This is a genomic window from Massilia sp. Se16.2.3, from assembly GCF_014171595.1.
Taxonomy (GTDB): Bacteria; Pseudomonadota; Gammaproteobacteria; order Burkholderiales; family Burkholderiaceae_D; genus Telluria.
The window spans coordinates 2,784,711-2,809,427 of the sequence record NZ_CP050451.1 but is presented as its reverse complement, the minus strand read 5'-3'; the positions used below and the strand labels follow the sequence as shown (position 1 = coordinate 2,809,427).

Here is a 24,717-nt window from a genome sequence, read left to right as displayed (position 1 = left end):
CGCGGGTTGCGCACCCCTGCCGCATACATATTTCGCGCACTTCCTTCGAGGGTTGAAGCTTTTGAATTATCGCACGCATATCGTTTCTTCCCTGTCCGAGATAGGCGAGGCCGCATGGGACGGCCTGCTGGCCCGGCAAGCCGAAGCGAACCCCTTCCTGTCGTATGCCTTCCTGCATGCCCTGCACGAGTCCGGCAGCGCCGCGCCCGATACTGGCTGGCAGCCGCAGTACATCGCGCTCTACGACGGCGAGGCACTTGCCGCCGCGCTGCCGCTCTACGTCAAGGACCACTCCTACGGCGAATATGTGTTCGACTGGGCCTGGGCCGATGCCTATCAACGCCATGGGCTCGACTACTACCCGAAGCTGCTGGCCGCGGTGCCGTTCACGCCGGTGGCCGGCCCGCGCCTGCTGGCGCGCGACGACGCCGCCCGCGCCGCCGCTGATCGCCGTACTGCAGGCGGCCCAAGAGGTCATGGACGTCTCGTCCACGCACATCCTGTTCCCGCCCGAGGAGCACGCGCGCCAGCTCGAGGCGGCGGGGTTCCTGCTCCGGAGCGGCGTGCAGTTCCACTGGCTCAACCGCGGCTATGCGAACTTCGAGGACTTTCTCGCCACGCTGGAGGCGAAGAAGCGCAAGAACATCCGCGCCGAGCGCCGGAAAGTGCGCGAGGCGGGCGTGACGCTGCGCCGCGTGCGCGGGGTCGACGCGGTCGATGCGGACTGGGTGTTCTTCAACCGCTGCTACCGCCACACGTACGCGGCGCATTACTCGACGCCCTACCTGAACCTCGATTTCTTCCGCCGCATCGGTGCGAGCATGCCGGAGAATATCCTGCTCGTCATCGCCGAGCGCGGCGGCCGGCCGATCGCCTCCTCGCTCGTGATCCACACGGAAGACACGCTCTACGGACGCTACTGGGGCGAACTGGAACACGTGCCCTGCCTGCATTTCGAGTGCGCCTATTACCAGCCGCTGGAATTCTGCATCGAGCAAGGCATCGCGACCTTCGAAGGCGGCGCCCAGGGCGAGCACAAGATGGCACGCGGCTTCCTGCCGACGCGCACCTTCTCGGCCCACTGGCTCGCGCACCCGGCGTTCGCGGACGCGATCCAGAACTTCCTCGCACGCGAGGCGGGTGGGATCGATGAGTACATGAGTGAGCTCAACGAGCGCAATCCGTTTCGGTAGCGTGGGCACTCCGTGCCCACGCGAATCGGTGCGGCATGTTGACGTCAGACACTGATCAACGTACTAGGGTGGGCGAGGCTGCCGAGGCACTCCCTGCCCACGCCATGTTCGGTAACGGCTCCGATTTCGTGCCGGATGATTCGGCTGCCAACCATCACCGCGTGGGCACGGAGTGCCCACCCTACACGAACAATGAGGGCTGGCTGTCGGCGTAATCGCGCAGCAAATTCCACACCACTTTCACGCGGCGCAGCCGGTACAGGTCGGTGGGCGCGGCCAGCCAGAACGAGCGCTCGGCGAAGAAGCCCGGCAGCACCTGCACCAGCCTGCCATCGTCGGGCACCGCATAGGGCGGCGCCATCATCAGGCCCATGCCGAGCGAGGCCGCCTCGATCTGCGCCGTCATGCCCGAGCAGCACAGGCGCCGGCGCGGCGTGAAGCCCAGTTCGTCCAGGTAGGACAGTTCGCGGCTGGCCAGTCGGTCCTGTACGTAGTCGACGAAATAGTGCTGGGCCAGGTCCGCCTGGGTGCGGATCGGCGGGTGCTTGGCCAGGTAGGCCGGCGAGGCATACAGGTAGAAGCGGAAGGACGCCAGGCGCGTGACCATGTAGCGCCCGGTCGTGGGCGGATCGAGCATCACGCCCAGGTCGGCTTCGCGATTGGCCAGGTTGGCAAAGCGCGGCAATGCCAGCAGGTCGATGGTGAGGTCGGGATTGGCATCGAGCAGCCCCACCAGCAGCGGCGCCACCACCTTGACCCCGAACACTTCCGGCACGCCCAGGCGCACCACGCCGTGGGCGGCTACTTCCGCCCCGCCCAGCTGTTCGGCGGCGGCCAGCGCCGCGCCTTCCATCGCCTCGGCATGCGGCAGCAGGGCCAGTCCCATCTCGGTCAATTCATAGCCTTCGCGCGAGCGGTCGAATAACGTCGTGCCGAGTTCCTTTTCCAGGCGGTCGATGCGCCGCGCCACGGTGGTGTGCTCGACATCGAGGCGGCGCGAGGCGCCCGACAGGGTGCCGGCACGGGCCAGCTCGAGGAAAAAACGCAGGTCGGTCCACTCAGGCAGGGTATTCATTGGCGCACTTGTTCTAGATCAAGACGCCCTATTGTGCACCAGTGCACATTCCTCCCGCAATCTATTCCCGTATGCAGGTTTGAGGGCACGTAAATTGTGCGTTTGCAGCATTTGCCCTCGACAGCGCAGGCCCCAAAACGGTGCCGGGGCCTGTGCATTCACGCACAAGGGGTGGGCGCGCTGTTATCTTTTCAGCCAGACCGAACCGGAGCACACTGCATGGCGTGCGAATCCAAGCATGCCGCCATACCAAAAATTAGGAGACACAAGATGCGCCTGACAAAGAACAAAACGTACAACATGAAGCTGATCAGTTCCGCCGCCGCCCTGCTCGCGCTGTCGAGCAGCATGGCCGGCATGGCCCACGCCCAGCAGTCGGCAGGCGCGCCCGCTCCCGATGGCGAGAATGCCTCCGGCGTCCAGAAAGTGGTCGTCACCGCCCGCCGCCGCGAAGAGTCGCTGCAGGACGTGCCGGTGTCGGTCACGGCCTTCTCCGCCGACCAGCTCTCCAAGCAGGGCGTGCCGGACGTGACCGCGCTGGCCCTGGCCCTGCCGAACACCACCCTGAAAGCCTCGCGTGCGACCAACTCCACGCTGACCGCCTTCATCCGCGGTGTCGGCCAGGCCGACCCGCTGGCCGGCTTCGAGTCGGGCGTGGGCATCTACATCGACGACATCTACCTGGCGCGTCCGCAGGCGGCCGTGGCCGACATCTACGACGTCGAGCGCATCGAAGTGCTGCGCGGTCCGCAGGGCACCCTGTACGGCCGCAACACCATCGGCGGCGCGGTCAAGTATGTCACCCGCAAGCTCGGCTCCAAGCCCGACCTGCGCCTGCGCGCCACCGTCGGCGACTATGGCCAGATCGAAGGCGTCGCCACGGCCAGCACCCCGGTCACCGACAGCCTGCGCATCGGCGGCACCGTGGCCCGCTTCAAGCGCGACGGCTTCGGCAAGAACCTCTACACCGGCGCCGAGAACTACGACAAGGACGTCACCGCCCTGCGCCTGTCGACCGAGTTCACGCCCACCCCGGACCTGTTCATCCGCATCGCCGCCGACGGCACCCAGGACGACTCGAGCCCGAAGAACGGCCATCGCCTGACGGTCGGCCGCACCAGCGGCGCCCCGATCCTCGAAAACGAATTCGACACCCGCGCCAGCCTGACCCGCGCGCTCGGCCACGAGCAGGAAGTGAAGGCCTACGGCGTCTCCGCCCTGGTCGAATACCGCATCAACGACCAGTTCACGGTCAAGTCGATCACCGCCAGCCGCAAGGACAAATCGTACGCGCCGATCGACTTCGACGCCCTGCCGGTCGTCGACATGGAAGTGCCGGCCCTGTACAAGAACGAACAGACCAGCCAGGAATTCAACCTGACCTACACCGGCGACCGCATCCAGGGCGTGGCCGGTATCTATTACATCGACGCCCAGGCCTACAACAAGTTCGACACCATCCTGGCCGGCGCCTTCCCGAGCTCGACCTTCACCAGCGGCGACATCGGCACCAAGGCCTGGGCTGCCTACATCGACGGCAGCTACAACCTCACCGATTCCCTCAGCCTGTCGCTGGGCGGACGCTACACCGTCGACAAGCGCACCGCCTCGATCTACCGCCAGATCTACCTGGGCCTGAACGGCACCCCGGAAATGGGCAACCCGAACGCCATCCTGTTCCGCACCGATACCGACCTGCGCAACGGCCTGGAGCGCGAGGACAAGAAGTTCACCCCGCGCATCGCCCTGAACTACAAGATCAACCCCGACCACAACGTCTACGCGTCCTATGCCGAAGGCTTCAAGGGCGGCGGCTTCGACCCGCGCCTGAACGTGGTCGGCACCCGCATCCCGCTGGCCCAGGCCCGCGCCGGCTATGCGCCGGAAACCATCGAAACCTATGAGCTGGGCCTGAAGTCCGCCTTCAACGGCGGGCGCATCACCACCAATGCCGCCCTGTTCTACAGCGACTACCAGGATGTGCAGATCCCGGGCTCGGTGGCGATCGACACCAACGGCGACGGCGTCGACGACAGCTTCGCCGGCGTCACCACGAATGCCGGCAAGGCCAAGATCAAGGGCGTGGAACTGGAGGCGGTCGCCAACCTGACGCGCGACTTCATGGTGGCCGGCATGGTCAGCTACATCGATGCCGAGTACAAGGAGTACATCGTGGCCGGCGTGAACGTGGCCAACCAGCGCGTCTTCCAGAACACCCCGCGCAACTCGGCCAACCTGCGCGCCAACTACGACATCGCCCTGCCGCTCTTCGGCGCCAACGGCAAGATCTCGCTGATCGGCAGCGTTTCCTACAAGGGTGCCACCAACCAGTTCGAGACCCGCTCGGTGCTGGACCAGGAGTCGTACAAGCTGTATGACGCCAGCGTGATCTGGACCCGCGCCGACGGCAAGATCCGCGCCGGCATCCACGGCAAGAACCTGAGCGACGAGCGCTACAAGACCGCCGGCTACCTGTTCCCGACCCTGGGCAACGAGGGAACGCTGACGGCCTTCTACGGCAACCCGCGCACGGTGTCGGCGACCCTCGAGTACCGCTTCTGACGGCCCGCTCCTGACGAACGATCGGGCGGCAGGCACGCGCCGCCCCGGTCGACGGCAGGACGGCACCTGCAGCCACCACATCCTGCAGGAACAACCGCCGCCACAGGGCGCCCGCCGCGCCCTGCGGATGGCCCCTTCTTTTCGAGCATCACAGGATTTGAGCCAGCGTGTCCAACTACACACCTATCAGCTACCAGAGCACCGACGGGCTGGCACTGTACGCACGCGATTACCCGGCGCTGGCCATCGAGGCCAACCCGTCGGCGCGCGTGCCGGCACGGCTGCCGGTCGTCTGCCTGCATGGCCTGACCCGCAACTCGGCCGATTTCGACGAGCTGGCGCCTGCAATCGCAGGCCTGGGCCGGCGCGTGCTGGCGCCGGATGTGCGCGGCCGCGGCCACTCGGCGCGCGACCCCAACCCCGACAACTACAACCCGAACGTGTACGCCGGCGACGTCGTCAAGCTGATGCACGACCTGGGCATCTCCCGCGCCATCTTCATCGGCACCTCGATGGGCGGCCTGATCACCATGACCCTGGCCGTGCGCCACATCGAGCTCATCGCGGGCGCCGTCCTCAACGACGTGGGGCCGGTGCTGTCGACCCGGGGCCTGGCGCGCATCGCCGGCTACGCGGGCCGCTGCAACACGCTCTCGAGCTGGCAGGACGCGGCCGACTACCTGAAGGACATCAACGCCTGCGCCTTCCCCGACAATCCGGACACGGAATGGCGCAAGTGGGCCGCGCGCGCCTTCGAGGAAGACGACACCGGCAAGCTCGCGCTTCGCTATGACCCCAGCATTGCGCGCTCCCCTGCAAACAGGTAAACTGCGTCCGACATCGCTCGCCGCGCGCCTGGCCTACAAGCGCCTGGCGCACAAGCGTCCGGTGTTGCTGGTCCGCGGCGCCCTGTCCGACCTGGTCGAACCCGAACAGGCGGCCTGGATGCGGCGCGCCGCGCCCACGCTGCAATACACCGAAGTGCCGAACGTCGGCCATGCACCGATGCTCACCGAACCGGAAGCGCTGGCGGCCATCCGCCAGTTCCTGTCCCGGCTTCCATAAATAACTGCACCACGCAGCATCACAGGAGACACCATGAACCACCTGATCAAACCCCTGTCCATCGCCCTCATGGCCGCCTTCGCCGCCGGCGCCGCGCCGCTGGCACTGGCCGCGGGCCCCGACCTCAAGATCGCCGTCATCGCCGGCAAGACCGGCCCGCTCGAAGCCTATGCCAAGGAAACCGAGACCGGCTTCATGATGGGCCTGGAATACCTCACCGGCGGCAAGATGGAGATCAATGGCCGCAAGCTGAAGGTCATCGTCAAGGACGACCAGAGCAAACCTGACCTGGGCCGCACCCTGCTGGCCGAAGCCTATGGCGACGACAAGGTCGACATCGCGGTGGGAACCACCTCCTCCGGCTCGGCGATCGCCATGCTGCCGGTGGCCAAGGAGTACAAGAAGGTGCTGATCGTCGAGCCGGCCGTGGCCGACGCCATCACGGCCGAAAAGTGGAACAAGTACATCTTCCGCACCGCGCGCAGCTCGATGCAGGATGCGCTGGCCGCCGCCAGCACGCTCAAGGGCGGCAGCGTCGCCTTCCTTGCCCAGGACTATGCCTTCGGCCGCGACGCCGTCAAGGCCGGCAAGGGAAGCGCTGGCCGCCACCGGCAGCCGCGCCAAGGTCGTGCACGAGGAATACGCGCCGGCCACCGCCACCGACTTCACCGCGCCGACCCAGCGCCTGTTCGACGCCTTGAAGGACAAGCCGCAGCCGCGCGTGCTCGGCATCGTCTGGGCCGGCCCGAACCCGATGAACAAGATCGCCGATATGAAGCCCGAGCGTTTCGGCATCGCCCTCGCTCCCGGCGGCAACATCCTGCCGGTGATGAAGACCTGGAAGAACTACGCCGGCACCGAAGGCACGATCTATTACTACTACGCCTTCCCGAAGAACAAGATGAACGACTGGCTGGTGGCCGAGCACCAGAAGCGCTTCAAGGCACCGCCCGACATGTTCACCGCTGGCGGCTTCGCGGCGGCCAGCGCCGTGTTCACCGCCCTGTCGAAAGTCCCGACCGGGAACAGCGAGCAGCTGGTGGCGGCGATGGAAGGCATGCGCTTCGAGACCCCGAAAGGCCCGATGACCTTCCGCAAGGAGGATCACCAGGCGCTGCAGTCGATGTACCACTTCCGCATCAAGAAGAACCAGGCCAACGAATGGGACCTGCTGGAACTCGTGCGCGAAATTCCCGTCACCGAACTGCCGCTGCCGGTGAAGAACAAGCGCTGAGATGACTGCCGTGAATTCGCAACAGCCTTCCCTGTCCACGCGCGACCTGACCATCCGCTTCGGCGGGCACGTCGCCGTGAACGGGGTGACGGCGGACTTTTATCCGGGCACGCTGACCGTGATCGTCGGTCCCAACGGTGCCGGCAAGACCACCTACTTCAACCTGGTCTCGGGCCAGCTGGCGGCCACTTCCGGTAGCGTACTCTTGAATGGCCAGGACATCACGCGCCAGGGCGCCGCCCGCCGCACGCGCCTGGGCATCGGCCGCGCCTTCCAGCTGACCAACCTGTTCCCCAACCTGACGGTGATGGAAAACGTGCGCCTGGCGGTACAGAGCCGCGCGGGGCTGGGCCTGAACATGTTCTCGGTCTGGTTCGGCCACAAGGAATTGATCGAGCGCGCCGAGCATTACCTCGAGCGCGTGGCCATGGCCGGCAAACGCGAGGCGCGCGTCGGCTCGCTCTCGCACGGGGACCAGCGCAAGCTGGAAGTGGCGATCCTGCTGGCGCTCGAACCCGACATCCTGATGTTCGACGAGCCGACCGCCGGCATGAGCGTGGACGAGGTGCCGGTCGTGCTCGACCTGATCCATGCCGTGAAACGCGATGCCAACAAGACCGTGCTGCTGGTCGAGCACAAGATGGACGTGGTGCGCCAGCTGGCCGACCGCATCATCGTGCTGCACAACGGCACCCTGGTGGCGGACGGGAATCCCGGCGAAGTCATGCAATCGAAGATCGTACAGGAAGCCTATCTTGGAACACCGGAAACCGAACATGCCTGACCCATTGAAGGCGGATACAGCACCCCTGCTGACCCTGTCCGGCGTGCACACCCATATCGGCCAGTATCACATCCTGCAAGGGGTGGACCTGGTCGTGCCGCGCGGCGGCCTCTCGGTGCTGCTGGGCCGTAACGGCGCCGGCAAGACCACGACGCTGCGCACCATCATGGGCCTGTGGAAGGCCAGCGCGGGCAGCATCGTCTTCGACGGCCGCGACATCACGAAGATGGCGACGCCCGACATCGCCCGCCTCGGCATTGCCTACGTCCCCGAGAGCATGGCCGTGTTCTCGAACCTGACGGTGCGCGAGAACCTGTACCTGGCGGCCACGAACGGCCCGCTCGACATGGCGCGCGTCGACTGGATCTGCGGCTTCTTCCCCGCCCTGAAGAAATTCTGGAACTACCCCGCGGGTAATCTCTCTGGCGGACAGAAGCAGATGGTGGCCATCGCCCGCGCGATCGTCGAGCCAAGGAAGCTGCTGCTGGTGGACGAGCCGACCAAGGGCCTGGCCCCGGCCATCGTGCACAGCCTGATCGCAGCCTTCCGCGAACTGAAGGCGCTCGAGACGACGATCCTGCTGGTCGAGCAGAACTTCAACTTCGTGCGCTCGCTCGGCGACACGGTGAGCGTGATGGACGATGGCCGCGTCGCCCACGCCGGCAGCATGGCGCAGCTGGCCGGCGACGACGCCTTGCAGCAGCGCCTCCTGGGCCTGTCGCTCGACTCCCACCAATAGGAATCCAATGAGTGCTTCCCTTCCCCTCGCAACGCCCCAGCAGGATGCGCCCTTGCCGAGCGCACCGCGCGACATCGCGCCGCTGCTGCTGGTCCCCGCCCTGATCCTGTTGATGCTGCCCCTGGTTGGCAGTTTCCCGACCTGGGTCACGCTCACCGTCGCCGGGCTCGCCATGGGCATGATGATCTTCATCATGGCCAGCGGCCTGACTCTGGTGTTCGGCCTGATGGACGTGCTGAACTTCGGCCACGGCGCTTTTGTTTCCGTCGGCGCCTTTGCCGCCACCCTCGTGCTGCTGCCCATGCGCGGCTGGCTCGAGGTCGATTCGCTGCTGGCCAACCTCGGCGTGCTGGCGCTGGCTGTCACGGTGGCGATGCTGGTCACCGGCCTGCTCGGCTGGGCTTTTGAACGCGTCATCATCATGCCGGTGTATGGCCAGCACCTGAAACAAATCCTGATCACGATGGGCGGCATGATCGTCGCCGAACAGCTGATCAACGTGATCTGGGGGGCCGAGACCATTCCGCTGCCGCTGCCGACTTCCCTGCGCGGCGCCATCTTCCTTGGCGACGCCGCCATCGAGAAGTACCGGCTGGTAGCGGTCGTGGTGGGCGTGGTGGTGTTCGCCGCCATGTTCCTGACCCTGAACCGCACCAAGATCGGCCTCTTGATTCGTGCCGGCGTCGAGAACGGCGAGATGGTGGAAAGCCTGGGCTACCGCATCCGCCGCCTCTTCGTGGCCGTGTTCGCGGCCGGTTCCGCGCTGGCGGGTCTCGGCGGCGTGATGTGGGGACTGTACAAGGAAACGCTCTCGGCCGCGATGGGCGGCGAGATCATGGTCATGATCTTCATCGTCATCATCATCGGCGGCCTGGGTTCCGTAGGCGGCTGCTTCATCGGCGCCCTCCTGATGGCCCTGGTGGCCAACTACGCGGGTTTTCTCGCACCGAAATTCGCGCTGGTCTCGAACATCGTGCTGATGATCGCGATCCTGCTGTGGCGCCCGGCCGGACTGTATTCGAAAGCGCGGGGCTGACAACATGGGACCTATGAACCGACTTCTCTCGGGCGACCTGCCGCGCAGCCGCGCCTTGTCGCTCCTCCTGCTGCTGATCTTCCTGGGCCTGGCGGCCGCGCCCTTCCTGACTTCCGGCGCGCGCCCCCTCAACACGGCTGCCACCATCTGCGTCTACATCGTGCTGGTGGCCTCGTATGACCTGCTGCTGGGCTACACCGGCATCGTCTCGTTCGCGCACACGATGTTCTACGGGATCGGCGCCTACGGCATTGGCCTCGGCCTGGCGTCCGTCGACGAGCCGACCTGGTCGGCGGCGCTCACCGGCTTAGGGCTTGCCCTGCTGGTGGCCCTCGCCCTGGCGCTCGTGGTGGGCCTGTTCGCGCTGCGCGTGCGGGCGATCTTCTACGCCATGATCACGCTGGCGGTGGCGTCCTCGTTCGCGGTGCTGGCCTCGCAGCTGTCGGACTTCACCGGCGGCGAGGACGGCAAGACCTTCAGCGTACCCGAGGTACTCACGCCCGGCTTCACGCTGCTGGAAAATGAAGTGTTCGGACGTTCCATCGACGGCAAGCTGCTGACCTATTACCTGGTCTTCTTCGGCTGCCTGCTGCTCTTCCTGTTCCTGCTGCGCCTGGTGAATTCGCCATTCGGGCGGGTGCTGCAGGCGATCCGCGAAAACGAGTTCCGCGCCGAGGCCCTGGGCTACCGCACCGTCGTCTACCGCATCTGGGCCAACTGCCTGGCCGCGCTGGTGGCGGCGCTGGCCGGCGCCCTGATGGCCCTGTGGCTGCGCTATGTCGGGCCCAAGACTTCGCTCGGCTTCGAGGTGATGACCGACATCCTGCTGATCGTGGTCATCGGCGGCATGGGCACGATGTATGGCGCCGTGGTGGGTGCGGCGCTGTTCATCCTGGCGCAGAACTACCTGAAGGAACTGATGGCCCATGGCTCGAGCGCGCTCGAAGGCGTGCCCGTCCTGGCCGCGGCCCTGCATCCGGACCGCTGGATGCTCTGGCTGGGCGTGCTGTTCGTGCTGTCGATTTACTTCTTCCCGATCGGCATTGTCGGCAAGCTGCGCCTGCGCAGCTACCTGGCGCGGCGCTGAGCGGCGTCTTTGTTTGGATGCGGACGGCGCCCCGCCGTCCGCATGCAGTTTCGCTGCTTGTTTCCTCTCGTTTGTCCTCTACGCTTTAGAGCATCTAACACAACCTGCATGGCTGCGTTGCAGCGTCTTGCGCTGCAGGTTGTGTTAGATGCTCTTACCCTTTCCCGCGTTCGTACTCCCGCTTCCGCTTCGCCACTTCGCTTCCACGCTGCCCCTCCGGAACCCGCCGCCAGTCCACCAGTTTTCGCTTGCGCAAGAGCGCTGACGGCGTGCGGAAACACGCGCGTGCCGCCACGTTTCGCCTGTCCTGGTTAGACCTTACGCCATACAGCCGAGTTGCCGCACACATTGAATGAATATCAATGTTCGTTATCGTTCAGCTCATATGATGAAATCAACCATGGCCTCGTGACAGCCAGCGCGAGTGGAACGCCATCCTTCTGGCTCCGCATGAAAGCTCACCCATGAAAACTCTCAAGTCGTCCCTCCCCTCCTGCCTTGCGGCCGGCGCCATCGCGCTGGCGATGGCCACGCCCGGCGCTGCCCATGGGGCGGTCGAGGCGCTCAACGAAGGCTTCGACAACGTCGGCGGCCTGTCTACCTGGACCCTCGTCAACAGCAGCGTCCCGGGCGGCGCCAGCTGGTCGCAGGGCAACAGCGATATCTTCGGCTCGCAGTCGGGCGCCGCCAATTCCTATGCCGCCGCCAGCTTCCTCGGCACGAGCGACCCGCTCGGCGTGGTCGACAACTGGCTGATCACGCCCGTGCTGTCGCTGACCGGCGTGACCAACCTGACCTTCTGGACCCGGCATGAAGACATCCCCGGCTTCTCCGACCTGCTGGAAGTGCGTTTCGCTTCCGGGGCCGGCGGCGGCACCTCGGCCTTCACCACGCTGCTCGGCACCATTGGCGGCACCGGCGGCTACCCGGCTGACTGGAGCGAATGGAGCAGCAGCCTGAACATCGAGGGCGAAGGCCGTTTTGCCTTCCGCTATGTCGGCTATGCCAATACCCTGAACTACATTGGCCTTGATTCGGTCCGAGTAGTCACCGCCGTACCCGAACCGTCGCTCTACGCCATGCTGGCCCTCGGCCTGGGCGCACTGGGCTTCATGCGCCGCAAGTCGACCTGACGCTTCTCCGGAGACCCCACCATGTCACATAACAAACATCGCAAGGCGCTGCCGTGCGCCGTGTTGTCGGCCGCGCTGTCGGCCGCGCTGTTCGCCGGCCTGTTCGTCCCGGCCGGCGCCTCGGCCGCGCCCCCCAGAAGCCGCGGCACCGGCGGCGGCAGGCAGCAGCGGCGCCGCACAGCAGGGAATGGTTGTCGTGCGCGACGCCCAGACCGGCCAGATGCGCGCCGCCACGCCGCAGGAAATCCGCGCGCTGGCCCCAAGCCGCAGCAGCGCGCTGCGCGCGCCCGCACAACCTGCGCTCATCACCCATCCAGGCGGCAGCCGCCAGGTGCGGCTGGGCGAACGCAGCCTCGTGTATTCGGTCGTCACGCGCGGCCCCGATGGCAAGCTGGCCGAGCAATGCGTCCAGGGCGCGGCCGCCGCCGACAAGGCCGTCCATGCAGCGCAGAGCGCGCCAGCCCACACCGAGGAGCACAGCCATGATGTTCGCTAAGTCGTTCACCACGCCGCTGCGCCGGCTCGCAACGCTGCTCCTGTCCTGTGCCGCCGTGGCCAGCGCGCAGGCGGCCACCATCACCATCGTCAACCAGAACGCCCCCGGGTGTCGGCTTCAACGACCCGACCCCGGTCACGCCGGTGGGCGGCAATCCCGGCACCACGCTCGGCCAGCAACGCCTGCTGGCCTTCCAGCACGCGGCCGACATCTGGGGCGCCACCCTGACCAGCAAGGTGCCGATCCGCATCGGCGCTTCCTTCGTGCCGCTGTCCTGCACCGAGAACAGCGCCGTGCTCGGCTCGGCCGGCGCGAACGAGATCTGGTCGGACTTCACCAACGCGCCGCGTCCCGGCACCGGTATCCGAGCGCCCTGGCCAGCAAGCTGGCCGGCACCGACGTCAGCACTCCGGGCGAGCCCCACATCATCGCACGCTTCAATTCGCGCCTCGGCCTGTTCCCCGACTGCCTGCCCGGACCCGGCTTCTACCTCGGCTTCGACCGCAATGCCGGCGCCGCCATCGACCTCGTCACCGTGCTGCTGCACGAAATGGCGCACGGCCTCGGCTTCCAGACCTTCACCGACGACGAAACCGGTGCCGAAATCCTCGGCGTGCCTTCCATCTGGGACTACTACCTGGTCGACAACCGCACCGAACGGCCCTGGGTCGACATGACCGACGCCGAACGGGTCGCGTCGGCCATCAGCGGCAACGGCCTGTCCTGGAATGGCCCGATCGTCACCGCCGCGGTACCGCAGGTGCTCGATCCACGTTCGCGCCTGACGGTCGGCGGCAGTGCCGCGGGCGGGGCGGCGGGCAACTACGACGTCGGCGACGCCTCCTTCGGTCCGCCGCTGGGCGCCACCCCGGTCACGGGGCAGTTGATGCCGGTGGTCGAAGCGGCCAACGCGCTGGGCCAGGCCTGCACCCCGCTCGACGCGCTCAACGCGCTGGCCGTGCGCGGCAACATCGCCCTCGTCTCGCGTGGTACCTGCCCCTTCGTCGACAAGGCACGCAATGTCCAGGCTGCGGGTGCGATTGGCATGGTGGTGGCCGACAACGCCCCGGGCGACCCGACCGGCATGAGCGGCGCCGACCCGAGCATCACGATCCCGTCGGTGCGCGTCACGCAGGCGGCAGGCGCGTCCTTGCTGGGCGCCCTGCAGTCGCGCTCGCGCACCCGGTCCGGCGTCGTCGCCAGCCCGGGCATCGACCCCGCGCGACTGGCCGGCACCGATACGCGGCGCCGCATCCTGATGTACACGCCGACCGTCAATGCGCCCGGGTCCTCGGTGTCGCACTACACCACGGAAGCCAAGCCGAACCAGCTGATGGAGCCGTCCATCAACTCCGACCTGACGCACGAAGTGACGCCGCCGCGCGACCTCACCTACCCGCTGCTGCAGGACATCGGCTGGTAACACTGGCGGCGACGTGCTCCTGAGCGCGCCCAGTGACGTGCTCAGTGACGTGCTCAGCGACCTGCCCGGATGCGTGCCCGGATGCGTGCCCAGGCAGGTGCGGCCCGAGGCCCGGGGTGCAGCGCGTGAGACAAAAAAAGGCCCGGTCACCTGATGGTGCCGGGCCTTTTCATGATGCAGCCGGTATGCAGCCGCAATGCCATTGCCCATGCCATTTCCGGCATGGGCAATGGCCGCGGCCCCTCGGCGCGTGCACGCCGGCAGCCGCGCTGCGCTGTTACTGCTGTTCTTTTTCCTTGAACTTGGCGACGCCGCCGATGATCTCGGCCTTCGCCTCTTCCGGGCCGACCCAGCCTTCGATCTTGACCCACTTGCCTTTTTCGAGGTCCTTGTAGTGCTCGAAGAAGTGCTGGATCTGCTGCAGGCGCAGGTCCTGCAGGTCTTCCGGCTTCTGCCAGTGGCTGTAGATCGGCAGGATCTTGTCGACCGGCACGGCCAGGATCTTGGCGTCGCCACCGGCTTCGTCCGTCATCTTCAGCATGCCGATCGCGCGGCAACGCACGACCACGCCAGGGATCAGCGGGAACGGGGTGATGACCAGCACGTCGCATGGGTCGCCGTCGTCCGACAGGGTTTGCGGCACATAGCCGTAGTTGCACGGATAGTGCATCGCGGTACCCATGAAGCGGTCGACGAAGATCGCACCGGTATCCTTGTCGACTTCGTACTTGATCGGATCGGCGTTCATCGGGATCTCGATGATGACGTTGAAATCATTCGGCACGTCGCGGCCGGCTGGGACGTTATTCAAGCTCATGGGTGGGTCCTTGGTTGCTGAAGAATCAATAAAGGGGAGCATTATATCGAATAGGCATAAGCTTGTGCGGCGCAGCACCTTGCCGTGCGGATCGGTGGTGGTGGAATCACGCGAGGCGCGAGAAGAGCGGCTTGCATGCGACGCAAAGACGCGCATCGAATCGCGTCGCAGTGGGAGAAATGGTGCTTGCCGAGCGATATTGCCGGGGACGCGAAATATTGCCGGGGACGCGAAAAAAACCGTAGGGTGGACGGCTCCACCCGCACGCCCGCCCTGACGCGGCGCAAACGCCGTCCACGCGTTCAACGCACGGTTGCGGGTCGAAGTGCGGTTCCGGGATAAGGCCTCGGCAGAGGCGTGGAGATCAAGGTTGGATACCGGGCCGCGGGCCTGCATGCATGGGTTGAACGCGTGAGCGGCGCCCCACGTCGCGTGCGATCAGCCGGTCGGGTGGAGCCGCACACCCTACGACACCGTCAGTGCCGATCAATCTCGACCAAACGAGGGGACTGATGCCTCAGCCCGCCATCACAACAGATTCGCCAGCGCGCTCTGCCGATAATGATTCGCCGCCTGCTCTTCCTGGCTGAGCGCTTCGTGCAATTGCGCCAGCTTCAGGTGGGCGTCGCGCACCATGGTCGCGTCGAGCGCGTCCGACAGCGCCTGCTCCAGGTAGCGCTGGGCCTTGCCCCACAGCTTCTGGCGCAGGCACAGCGAGCCGAGGGTCAATGCCAGTTCGGCATCAAGCGGACGCTCGCGCAGCCAGGTCTCGCAGTGTTCGATCTGCGACAGCAGCGTGCTCGATCCGGCCGGGTCGGCTGCGTCGCGGTAGGCGCGCAGCACGCGTTCGTCCCAGCCTGCACGGAGCGATTCCTCGGCAATCACGCGCGCCTCGTCCTGCAGCCCGCTGGCGTTGAAGGCGGCGGCCGCGCGCGCGGCGATGTACGGCTTGGTGCGGTCCTGCGCCGGCACGTCCGCCCACACGCGCCGGATCGCTTCCGGGTCGCGTCCCTCTTCCGACAGCAGGCTGTCGTAGGCCATCTCGCGCAGGCGGCTCGACAGTGCCGGATGCAGCGCGCGGCGCTTGTCGAGGATACGCACCAGGCGCAGCACTTCCGGCCAGTTGCGCGCCTGCTGGTTCGCCTTCATCGACCATTGCAGCGCGTGGATATGGCGCTGGCCACTGGCGTTGAGTTCCGCCACCGCCGCCAGGGGCCGCTTCCGGCTGGTGGTCGTCGACCAGCAGCTCGATGACCGTCATCAGGCGCGCGGTCTTGAGGGTGTTGTCGTGGGCGATGCCGGCCAACCAGGCATCGCGCCGGGCCGGTTCGCGCATGCGATGGGCGGCCCGCGCGCCGATCAGCGCGGCCAGGCCGGCGTTCTCGGGCAGCTCGGCGGCACGCATCGCCGCTTTCTCGGCATGGCCGAAGCGGCCTTCGAACAGGGCTTTCAGTGCATCGCGCAAGCCCTTGTTGCCCTCGCGCTCGCGCTTGCGCAGGCGGTAGGCGGCCACCCGTTCGGGCATGCGCAGCGTCGCCGCCACCGCCCGGGCCAGGCCGTAGAGCGTCAGGAACAGCAGCCCCAGCAGCACCACGAACAGGTTCAGCGACATGTCGATCCGGTGCGGCGGGTAGAACAGCACCACGTTGCCCGGATTGAAACGGGCCGTCACGGCGATGCCGATCGCGGCGAGCATCAGGGCAACCAGCCAGAGAAGTAGACGCATGTATTCGAACTTCTTGTTAAGACTTCGTATGGAGAAGACGGGTTAAGGCTTCTTGTAGTTGCGCACTGCCGTCAAGCTGTCGGCCAGCGTCGGCATCTCGATCGCCAGGTTGTTGGCCTGGACCTGGCGCAGCGCGGCCTGGGCCTGCTGCGTCGTGCGCGCACCGGTATCGAAGTACTTGCTTAGCGACTCCTGTGCGGCGGCCAGGTCGCTGGCGAAAGTCGTCTCGTCGCGCGACAGCAGCGCCAGGCGGGCGTTGAGCAGGCGCAGCTTGAGGTTCTCGCGCACGAAGTAATTCTGGTCGGGCGAGAGCATCAGCGCTTCCGGCGTATTGACACTGCGGACGCGGATCAGCTGGCGCACATCGTCCCACATCTCGGCGCTCCAGTTGCGCCAGGTCGCCAGCACGCGCTCGCCCAGCGTCATCTTGACGGCCGGCGCCGGCGCCTCCTTCGCGCGGGTGGCGCGCACCGGCGCCGCCGGCAGTAAAGGTTTCTCGTCGGACAGGAGCGGCAGCGTATCGACCTGGGCGATGACGCTGTCGAGGCGCACGGCTACCCCGGCCAGGTCCACGGCGGGCGTCGCCCTGAGCTTTCCATGTCCCCGGCGATCGCGCGGCGCACGTTGATGAACTGCGGCTTGTCCGAGCGCGACAGCGAACGGTCGGCGTTCTGCAGCGCGATCAGGGCGCCCTGCACGTTGCCCGCCAGTTGCAGCTGCTGGCTGGCGGTCGAGAGCACCTGCTCCACTTCCGACAGCGCCCATTCGTCGCGGCTCTTCGACAAATCCTGGTAGAGCTGTTCCAGCGCCAGTTGCTGGCTCTGGTTCTCGAGCTGGCGGCTCTCGAGCACGCCCACCTTGACCTGCAACGCTTTCGATTGCTCGGCGACGTCGCGCGCCAGCGCAGCCGTCTCCGCATTCATCTCGTTGCCTTTTTGCAGGCTGCGCGCCATTTCCTGGCGCAGCGTGTTGATGCGGCTGTGGCTCGACCAGGTCTGGAGCGCCAGCAGGAAGGCCAGCGCCCCCACGGCCAGCGGCAGCGGCCGCAGCAACTGGTCGGCCAGGCTCGGGGCGGTGCGCGGTGCACGACACGCGCGCCATAGGCGTCGGAGCCCGGCGCGTCGGATGCGCGCACCGGAGGCGCGACGGGTGGCTGCATGGCGGGCTGCGCAGGCGGTGCGGATTCCGGCAGATCTGAATTATTCGGCAGTTCGTTCATGTTCGAGATTGTAACGCGGCAATCAATCGCTCGTCGCCCGAGCCGGTGAGCGTCACGCGCTCCAGGTCCGAGGGCACGCGCCGTTTCGGCGATCCCGGCATGCGGCACGATAAGGTGCTGGCCGCGCATTTGGCTGACACAGCCGGGGTCGAGCTCGTCCAGAAGCGCAAACAGGCCGCGCAGCGCCTCCGAGCTCGTGATTATCCAGTCGTTCGGCCCGCCCAGCAAGGCGCGCAGCGTGGCGGCCAGTTGGGGCGTGAGCGGCGGCACGCTACGGCGGTAGGCCGGCACCACCACTACCTCGGCGCCGGCGGCGCGAAACCCGTCCGCCATCAGTTCGCGCCCCGACTCGCCGCGCACGATCAGCACCCGCTTGCCCGCAAGCTGCCCCAGGTCGAGCGAGGCCAGCAGGTTCTCCGAATCGCTGCGCGCCGGGTCCTGCGGGCCGAGGATGGTCGCGTTCGACGCGTCGAGGCCGCGGCGCGCCAGCGTCGCTCGGCTGCCTTCGCCCAGGACGGCGATCGCCACTTCGCGCGGCCAGTCTGTCAGATGGGAAAAGGCGGCGTCGATCGCGTTCGGCGACACGAAGGCCACCGGGGCAAAGCTGGACAACTCTGCCAGGGCCGCGCGCAGGAGCGTGGTGTCCGCCAAAGGCGCGATCTCGAGCAGGGGCAGCAGGACCGGCGTACGCCCGAGCACGGCGACGGCCTGCGCGAGGCCATCGGCCTGGGCGCGGGGACGGGTGATGACGACCTTCCCAGGCATGCGGCGCGGGCTCAAGCGTCCTGGCGGCAAGCGTCCAGGATCGCCTGCGCATCCTGCTGCGCCAGCAGCGCCGACACCTGCTCCCCCAGCAGCTCGGGCTGGGCGACCGGGCCGGCCAGCTCGGCAAAGGCACTGCGTCTGCCGTCGGGCGTGGCCACCATCGCGCGCAGGTGCAGCTGCTCGCCGTCCACGGTCGCATGGGCGGCCAGCGGAATCTGGCAGCTGCCGCCGAACACGCGCGACACCTTGCGCTCGGCCAGCACGGCCTGGGCGGTGTCGAAGTGGTTCAGCGGCGCGAGCACGGCCGCCAGGTCGAGGCCGTCGCTGCGCGCGCCGGTTGCCACCTCGATGGCCATCGCGCCCTGCCCCGCGGCCGGCAGGCTCATCGAAGGATCGAGCACGCCCCGGATGCGCTGCGGCAGACCCAGGCGCTTCAGGCCGGCGGCGGCCAGGATGATGGCGGCGTACTCGCCACGGTCGAGCTTGCCCGTGCGCGTGTCGAGGTTGCCGCGCAGCGGCTGGATCACCAGCTGCGGGTAGCGCGCGGCGATCAGAACCTGGCGGCGCAGGCTGCTGGTGCCGACCACGGCGCCAGGCGGCAGGTCGTCCAGGCTGGCGTAATCGTTCGACACGAAAGCGTCGCGCGGATCTTCACGCTCGAGCACGGCGGCCAGCGCGAAGCCTTCCGGCAGCTCCATCGGCACGTCTTTCAGCGAATGGACGGCCAGATCGGCGCGCCCCTCGGCCATCGCCACTTCCAGTTCCTTGACGAACAGGCCCTTGCCGCCGACTTTCGACAGCGTGCGGTCGAGGATCTGGTCGCCGCGCGTCGTCATCCCGAGGATGCTAATTTGACACTGTGGATATAATGCAGCCAGACGGTCGCGCACGTGCTCCGCCTGCCACATGGCGAGGCGGCTCTCGCGCGATGCGATAACCAGCTTCGATGGTGCGCGTTGCGCCTGGTCTTGCTGCGCCAGCCCCTGCTGCGTCATGTTCGTGCTTTCAAAATGAATGATGGACCTGGTGCCGCGCCCAACCCGGCCTGCGCCAGCTGCGGCTCTTGCAAAGAATCACAAATTTTAGCATGCGCCTACCTGCATACCGTGGCCGATCGCCATGCACAACCGACGACTTTTATATAGCGAACCTGTGGCCGATATGGACAAACCCGTTGCACTAGACAATCCCGCCGACAACCCGGACGCACCTGCCGTGCAAACCACCGACAAGGACGCGCCGCTGAAGGAAGACATCCGCCTGCTCGGCCGCCTGCTCGGCGACGTGCTGCGCGACCAGGAGGGCGATGCCGTCTTCGACGTCGTCGAAACCATCCGCCAGACGGCCGTGCGCTTTCGCCGCGACGCCGACCCCCCGAAGCCGGCGAAGAGCTCACCACGCTGCTGCACAAGCTCACGCGCAACCAGACCATCTCGGTGGTGCGGGCCTTTTCCTATTTCTCGCACCTGGCCAACATCGCCGAGGACCAGCACCACAACCGCCGCCGCCGCGCCCACCTGCTGGCCGGTTCGCGTCCGCGCGAAGGCAGCGTCGGCCATGCACTGAGCCGGCTGCGCGGCGCCGGCGTCGACCAGAAGACGGTCGAAACCTTCTTCCGCAACGCGCTGATCGCCCCGGTGCTGACCGCCCACCCGACCGAAGTGCAGAGGAAGAGCATCCTGGATGCCGAGCACGACATCGCGCGCCTGCTGGCCGAACGCGACCTGCCGATGACGCCGAAGGAGCAGGTGCGCAACCTGCAGCTGCTGCAGGCGCGCATTGCCACCCTGTGGCAGACGCGCATGCTGCGCTACACCAAGCTGACGGTGGCCGACGAAATCGAAAACGCCCTGTCCTACTACCGCATCACTTTCCTGCGCGAGCTGCCGGCTCTGTACGACGATATCGAAGACGAGATCGGCGTCCAGTACCACGGCAGCCCGGCGCAGCTGGGCGACGCTGCCTACGTGCAGATGGGCAGCTGGATCGGCGGCGACCGCGACGGCAACCCGAACGTCAACGCCGACACCATGCGCCACGCGACGATGCGCCATGCCACGACCATCCTCGAGTGGTACCTCGACGAGGTGCACGCGCTCGGCGCCGAGCTGTCGACCTCGACGCTGATGGTGGACATCACGCCGGCGATGCAGGCCCTGGCCGAGCGCTCGACCGACCAGTCCGAGCACCGCGCCGACGAACCCTACCGCCGTGCCCTGATCGGCATGTACGCACGGCTGGTCCGCCAGCGCGCGCGAACTTGGTGCGGTGAACATCCTGCGCAAGGAAGTGGGCCATGCCGCCCCCTACCGCGACGCGGCCGAATTCGCCGCCGATTTGCAGGTGCTGGCGGAATCGCTGCAGCTGAACCATGGCGCCATGCTGGTCACGCCGCGTCTGGCCGGCCTGATGCGCGCCGCACGCATCTTCGGCTTCCACCTCGCTTCGCTCGACATGCGCCAGACCTCGGACGTGCACGAGCGCGTGCTGGCCGAACTGTTCGAAAAGGCCCGGGTCGAAGCGGATTATGCTGCTCTCTCGGAAGCGGACAAGTGCAAGCTGCTGCTGGCCGAACTGGCCCAGCCACGCCTGCTGTATTCGCCTTTCGAAACCTATACCGACGAGACCCAGTCGGAACTGGCGATCGTGCGCGCCGCGCGCGAGATCCGCCAGCGCTACGGCACCCGCGCGATCCGCAACTACATCATTTCGCACACCGAGGCGGTGTCGGACCTGCTGGAAGTGCTGCTGCTGCAGAAGGAAGCGGGCCTGCTGCGCATTGGCGCGGGCATCGCCGACGTGATGGTGATCCCGCTGTTCGAAACCATTCCCGACCTGCAGCGCGCCAGCGCCATCATGGAAGAGTGGATGGCGCTGCCGCTGGTCACCCGCATCATCCACAACCAGGGCCGCCTGCAGGAAGTCATGCTCGGCTACTCGGATTCGAACAAGGATGGGGGTTTCCTCACCTCGAACTGGGAGCTGTACCAGGCCGAACTGAAACTGGTCGACGTGTTCGAACGCGCCGGCGTCAAGCTGCGCCTGTTCCACGGCCGCGGCGGCACCGTCGGCCGCGGTGGCGGCCCGAGCTACCAGGCGATCCTGGCGCAGCCGCCGGGCACCGTCAACGGCCAGATCCGCCTGACCGAACAGGGCGAGATCATCGCCTCGAAGTTCTCGAATCCCGAGATCGGCCGGCGCAACCTGGAACTGCTGGTGGCCGCCACCCTGGAAGCGAGCCTGATGCCGCATGGACAGGACCGCGGCAAGGCCGAGCGCCTCGCCGCCTACGAGGCCGTCATGGCCGAACTGTCGCAGCGGGCATATGCCGCCTACCGCAACCTGGTCTACGAGACCCCGGGCTTCACCGACTACTTCTTCGCCGCCACGCCGATCGCCGAGATCGCGGAACTGAACCTCGGTTCGCGCCCGGCCTCGCGCAAGAAGACGCGCCGCATCGAGGACTTGCGCGCGATTCCCTGGGGCTTCTCCTGGGGCCAGTGCCGCCTGCTGTTGCCGGGCTGGTACGGCTTCGGTTCAGCCGTGTCCAGTTGGCTGGCCGACGGTCCGCAGGAAGAACGCCTGACCATGCTCCAGGAAATGGTGCGCGAGTGGCCCTTCTTCGCGACGCTGCTGTCGAACATGGACATGGTGCTCGCCAAGACGGACCTGGCGATCGCCTCGCGCTACGCCGGCCTGGTGCCCGACGTGGCACTGCGCGAGCGCATCTTCAAGCGCATCGCCGCCGAGCATGGCGAAACCATCCGCCAGCTCGAAGCCATCACCGGCAACAGCGAACGCCTGGCCGGCAATCCGCTGCTGGCACGCTCGATCCAGAACCGCTTCGCCTACCTCGACCCGTTGAACCACCTGCAGGTCGAGCTGATCCATCGCCACCGCGCCATGGCCCACAAGCCTGGCGAGATGGACCCCCGCGTACACCGCGGGATTCATCTGTCGATCAACGGCGTGGCGGCGGGATTGCGCAATACCGGCTGATCCCTGCAGGGTGCGCCATGCCGGCATATCGCATTGCGCATCCGTAGGGTAGGCACCCACCATGCGCCCGCCAAGCCGGCTCAGAGCCGGAACGACAAGCCCACGGTCCAGCTGGCATAAGGCGTGCGATGGTTCAGCCCGCGCGAAAACATGGTGTCGAGCTGGCAGTCCTTCGACAGCAGCCAGGCCGCGCCCAGCCCGACGCTGGCCTCGGTGCCGCCGTGCCGGCTGCGCGCGATGTGCGGCAGGGGTCAGCTCGGCGAAGCCGCGCAGGCGCGCGTCGAAGGATTTTTCGAGTGCGATACCCAGCAGGCCGTAGCTTGTGCGCTCGGCATCGCGCTCGTGCAGGACGGCGACGCCGGGCATCACGCCCAGCTGCATCTCGCCGGGCAGCTCCCACTCGCCGACCACGCGCAGCGATGGCCGTACGCCCACGCCGCGCAGCGCCCTGCGAGCCTGTCGGCAGCTCGGCGCCGACCAGCACGCCGACCGATGGCATGCCACCCTTGGCGTCTAAGTACTCACCCGAAAATAAATGTGTTTTTGGCTTCCAGAACCGGCGCGTTGCTGCGTCGGCTCGCGTCCGCTTGCGGGGCAGTGCTCGCACTGCGGCGCTCTCGCCGTCTTGCACCGCATCCGGTTCTGTTTGCCAAAATTCCCATTTATTTTCGGTCGAGTACTTAGCGCATGCCAGAGCAGGCCGACGGCGGTATCGGCATAGCCGCCCAGTGTGCTGCGCTCGCCCGTCTCCGCCTCCCTGCTGTGACGCAGGGTGCGCCCTTCCGTCTCGAAGCGCAGCTCGACGGCCTCGCCCACGCCGACGCGCAGCAGGGTCGGCATCGACAGCGTGTGCTCGCGCTCGCTCAGGAAGCTGGTTTCGAGCTGTACCCTGCCCTTGCCGACGACTTCGCTGGACTCGACGAAATCCGGCCGGTCGGCCGAGATCGGCTCGTCCTTGCCCTCGCGCTCCCGGGCAGGTGCGGCGCTGGCGGCGGCCAGCAACAGCAGGCCCAAGGGGAACGAGAACGACAGGCGGGAGGATACGGCGGGACGAAGACGAGGACAAGGACGTGGCATGCGCGGCTCCATGGCGGCTGGCCAGGCGGCCGATCCGCCGGCTCCGCCCCGATATTACAACTGCCGACCTGCCGGCCTCGCGCGATTGGGGAGCCGCGCACGGCTTCCCCGCTTCGGGCGCCGGTCTCAGGCCGCCAGGACAGGCGCCTGAGGCTGCGCGCGGACGCCGGCGGCCGGGACGGCATCGCGCCAGGCCTCGTCCAGCTTGAACACGCCGACCACGCGCGCCAGCGTCGCGGTCTGCTCTTCCAGCGCGCTGGCCGCAGCCGCCGCTTCTTCCACCGGGGCCGCGTTCTGCTGGGTGACGTCGTCCATCGTCGCGATCGAGCCGTTCACCTGGCCGATGCCCTGGCTCTGTTCGGTGCTGGTCGCATCGATCTCGCTCATCAGGTCGGCCACCCGGGCCACCGCCTGCACGATGCCGGTCATGGTCGCACCGGCCGTATCGACCAGGCGCGCGCCGGCGTCGACCTTGCCAACCGAATCCTGGATCAAGGCCTTGATTTCCCTTGGCCGCGGCGGCCGAGCGTCCGGCCAGGTTGCGCACCTCGCTGGCGACGACGGCAAAGCCGCGTCCCTGCTCGCCGGCGCGGGCCGCCTCGACGGCCGCGTTCAGCGCCGGATATTCGTCTGGAAGGCGATGCCGTCGATGACGCCGATGATGTCGCCGATCTTGCGCGAACTGTCCGTGATCGAGCCCATCGTCGCCACCACTTCGCCCACCACTTCGCCGCCGCGGCGGGCCTGCTCGCTGGCCGAGCTCACCAGGGGCGTTGGCCTGGCGCGCATTGTCGGCATTCTGGCGCACGGTCGAGGTCAGTTCTTCCATGGCCGCCGCGGTTTCTTCCAGGCTGGAAGCTTGCGCTTCCGTACGGCTCGACAAGTTCATGTTGCCCGCCGCGATTTCCGCAGCGGCACCGGCAATGGCGTCGCTGCTGCGCCGCACCTCGCCCATCGTCCTGTTCAGGGACGAGACGAAGCGGTTGAAGGCATGCGCCAGCGCGCCGACCTCGTCTTGCGTTTCGACGCGCATGCGCCGCGTCAGGTCGCCCCTGCCGTCGGCGATTTCGCCCAGCATCCGCGCGGCGCGCGCCACCGGAGACGCAATCGCGCGGCTGACCAGCAGGATCACGAACAGGCCGACACAGCCGCCGATCAGTCCCGCGACGATGTTGGCAATCGTGGCCGAGCGCAGCACGCCGCCCAGCACTTCCGCTTCCGGCACCTCGGCGATCACGTACAGGTCGAGTTCCGGAATGTAGGACGAGGCAATGATCAGGGTGCCGT

16 protein-coding genes and 8 pseudogenes are annotated in these 24,717 nt (G+C 67.0%); 13 read left to right on the top strand and 11 right to left on the bottom strand.

Annotated elements, in window-relative coordinates:
* Window positions 1-61: 61 nt before the first annotated feature.
* Window positions 62-1,193, top strand: a pseudogene (locus G4G31_RS12805) (GNAT family N-acetyltransferase).
* Between the two features lie 181 nt (window positions 1,194-1,374).
* On the opposite strand, the gene G4G31_RS12800 reads toward G4G31_RS12805, so the two are convergent.
* A complete protein-coding gene (locus G4G31_RS12800; RefSeq protein ID WP_182988024.1) occupies window positions 1,375-2,268 on the bottom strand; it encodes a LysR family transcriptional regulator in 894 nt (297 codons plus the stop codon).
* Window positions 2,269-2,568: 300 nt separating this feature from the next.
* Here G4G31_RS12800 and G4G31_RS12795 point away from each other — a divergent pair, with 300 nt between their 5' ends.
* The 11 genes and pseudogenes from G4G31_RS12795 (at window position 2,569) to G4G31_RS12750 (ending at window position 13,827) form a co-directional block, all read left to right on the top strand.
* Window positions 2,569-4,830 carry a TonB-dependent receptor gene (locus G4G31_RS12795; RefSeq protein WP_229424936.1) on the top strand — a complete coding sequence of 754 codons (2,262 nt, stop codon included), beginning with the start codon at window positions 2,569-2,571 and terminating at the stop codon, window positions 4,828-4,830.
* A 167-nt stretch (window positions 4,831-4,997) separates the two neighbouring features.
* The gene (locus tag G4G31_RS12790) at window positions 4,998-5,657 is read left to right on the top strand and encodes an alpha/beta fold hydrolase (RefSeq protein WP_229424935.1); all 660 of its coding nucleotides are present in this window, start codon (window positions 4,998-5,000) and stop codon (window positions 5,655-5,657) included.
* Window positions 5,620-5,895: an alpha/beta fold hydrolase gene (locus tag G4G31_RS26000; protein ID WP_229424934.1), complete on the top strand. Its 276-nt coding sequence runs from the start codon at window positions 5,620-5,622 to the stop codon at window positions 5,893-5,895. The genes G4G31_RS12790 and G4G31_RS26000 overlap by 38 nt, the downstream gene beginning before the upstream one ends.
* A 33-nt stretch (window positions 5,896-5,928) precedes the next feature.
* A pseudogene (locus tag G4G31_RS12785) lies at window positions 5,929-7,129 on the top strand (substrate-binding domain-containing protein).
* Window position 7,130: 1 nt separating this feature from the next.
* Window positions 7,131-7,913: an ABC transporter ATP-binding protein gene (locus G4G31_RS12780; protein WP_182988022.1), complete on the top strand. Its 783-nt coding sequence runs from the start codon at window positions 7,131-7,133 to the stop codon at window positions 7,911-7,913.
* On the top strand, window positions 7,906-8,652 hold the full coding sequence (locus G4G31_RS12775) for an ABC transporter ATP-binding protein (RefSeq protein ID WP_182988021.1): 747 nt from the start codon (window positions 7,906-7,908) through the stop codon (window positions 8,650-8,652). Before G4G31_RS12780 ends, G4G31_RS12775 begins: the two co-directional genes overlap by 8 nt.
* A 7-nt stretch (window positions 8,653-8,659) precedes the next feature.
* The gene (locus tag G4G31_RS12770) at window positions 8,660-9,688 is read left to right on the top strand and encodes a branched-chain amino acid ABC transporter permease (RefSeq protein WP_182988020.1); all 1,029 of its coding nucleotides are present in this window, start codon (window positions 8,660-8,662) and stop codon (window positions 9,686-9,688) included.
* A 13-nt stretch (window positions 9,689-9,701) separates the two neighbouring features.
* Window positions 9,702-10,775: a branched-chain amino acid ABC transporter permease gene (locus tag G4G31_RS12765; protein ID WP_182988019.1), complete on the top strand. Its 1,074-nt coding sequence runs from the start codon at window positions 9,702-9,704 to the stop codon at window positions 10,773-10,775.
* A 464-nt stretch (window positions 10,776-11,239) separates the two neighbouring features.
* Window positions 11,240-11,908, top strand: a complete 669-nt coding sequence (locus G4G31_RS12760; RefSeq protein ID WP_182988018.1) for a choice-of-anchor J family PEP-CTERM protein — start codon at window positions 11,240-11,242, stop codon at window positions 11,906-11,908.
* A 196-nt stretch (window positions 11,909-12,104) separates the two neighbouring features.
* Window positions 12,105-12,404, top strand: a complete 300-nt coding sequence (locus G4G31_RS12755; protein WP_182988017.1) for a post-PEP-CTERM-1 domain-containing protein — start codon at window positions 12,105-12,107, stop codon at window positions 12,402-12,404.
* Window positions 12,391-13,827 (top strand): PA domain-containing protein, encoded by a 1,437-nt coding sequence (locus G4G31_RS12750; protein WP_229424933.1) that lies wholly within the window; start codon window positions 12,391-12,393, stop codon window positions 13,825-13,827. The genes G4G31_RS12755 and G4G31_RS12750 overlap by 14 nt, the downstream gene beginning before the upstream one ends.
* A 277-nt stretch (window positions 13,828-14,104) precedes the next feature.
* On the opposite strand, the gene ppa is transcribed toward G4G31_RS12750, so the two are convergent.
* From ppa to hemC, 5 genes and pseudogenes are all read right to left on the bottom strand, one after another.
* On the bottom strand, window positions 14,105-14,644 hold the full coding sequence (gene ppa / locus G4G31_RS12745) for an inorganic diphosphatase (protein WP_182988016.1): 540 nt from the start codon (window positions 14,642-14,644) through the stop codon (window positions 14,105-14,107).
* A gap of 528 nt (window positions 14,645-15,172) precedes the next feature.
* Window positions 15,173-16,340 (bottom strand): annotated as a pseudogene (locus G4G31_RS12740) (heme biosynthesis HemY N-terminal domain-containing protein).
* A 72-nt stretch (window positions 16,341-16,412) separates the two neighbouring features.
* A pseudogene (locus tag G4G31_RS12735) lies at window positions 16,413-17,434 on the bottom strand (uroporphyrinogen-III C-methyltransferase).
* 151 nt (window positions 17,435-17,585) lie between these two features.
* Window positions 17,586-18,354: pseudogene (locus G4G31_RS12730) on the bottom strand (uroporphyrinogen-III synthase).
* A gap of 11 nt (window positions 18,355-18,365) precedes the next feature.
* On the bottom strand, window positions 18,366-19,349 hold the full coding sequence (gene hemC / locus G4G31_RS12725; RefSeq protein ID WP_182988015.1) for a hydroxymethylbilane synthase: 984 nt from the start codon (window positions 19,347-19,349) through the stop codon (window positions 18,366-18,368).
* Window positions 19,350-19,515: 166 nt separating this feature from the next.
* On the opposite strand from hemC, the pseudogene ppc reads away from it, so the two are divergent.
* A pseudogene (gene ppc / locus G4G31_RS12720) lies at window positions 19,516-22,353 on the top strand (phosphoenolpyruvate carboxylase).
* Window positions 22,354-22,866: 513 nt separating this feature from the next.
* On the opposite strand, the gene G4G31_RS12715 reads toward ppc, so the two are convergent.
* The 5 genes and pseudogenes from G4G31_RS12715 to G4G31_RS29090 form a co-directional block, all read right to left on the bottom strand.
* Window positions 22,867-23,355, bottom strand: coding sequence for a hypothetical protein (locus G4G31_RS12715; RefSeq protein WP_182988014.1), 489 nt, complete (start codon window positions 23,353-23,355; stop codon window positions 22,867-22,869).
* Between the two features lie 201 nt (window positions 23,356-23,556).
* Window positions 23,557-23,925 (bottom strand): methyl-accepting chemotaxis protein, encoded by a 369-nt coding sequence (locus G4G31_RS29105; protein ID WP_374011238.1) that lies wholly within the window; start codon window positions 23,923-23,925, stop codon window positions 23,557-23,559.
* A 64-nt stretch (window positions 23,926-23,989) separates the two neighbouring features.
* A pseudogene (locus G4G31_RS29100) lies at window positions 23,990-24,046 on the bottom strand (methyl-accepting chemotaxis protein); the annotation flags it as partial.
* Window positions 24,043-24,219, bottom strand: coding sequence for a methyl-accepting chemotaxis protein (locus tag G4G31_RS29095; RefSeq protein WP_374011237.1), 177 nt, complete (start codon window positions 24,217-24,219; stop codon window positions 24,043-24,045). The pseudogene G4G31_RS29100 and the gene G4G31_RS29095, both read right to left, overlap by 4 nt.
* A gap of 232 nt (window positions 24,220-24,451) precedes the next feature.
* Window positions 24,452-24,508, bottom strand: a pseudogene (locus G4G31_RS29090) (hypothetical protein); the annotation flags it as partial.
* Window positions 24,509-24,717: the final 209 nt, after the last annotated feature.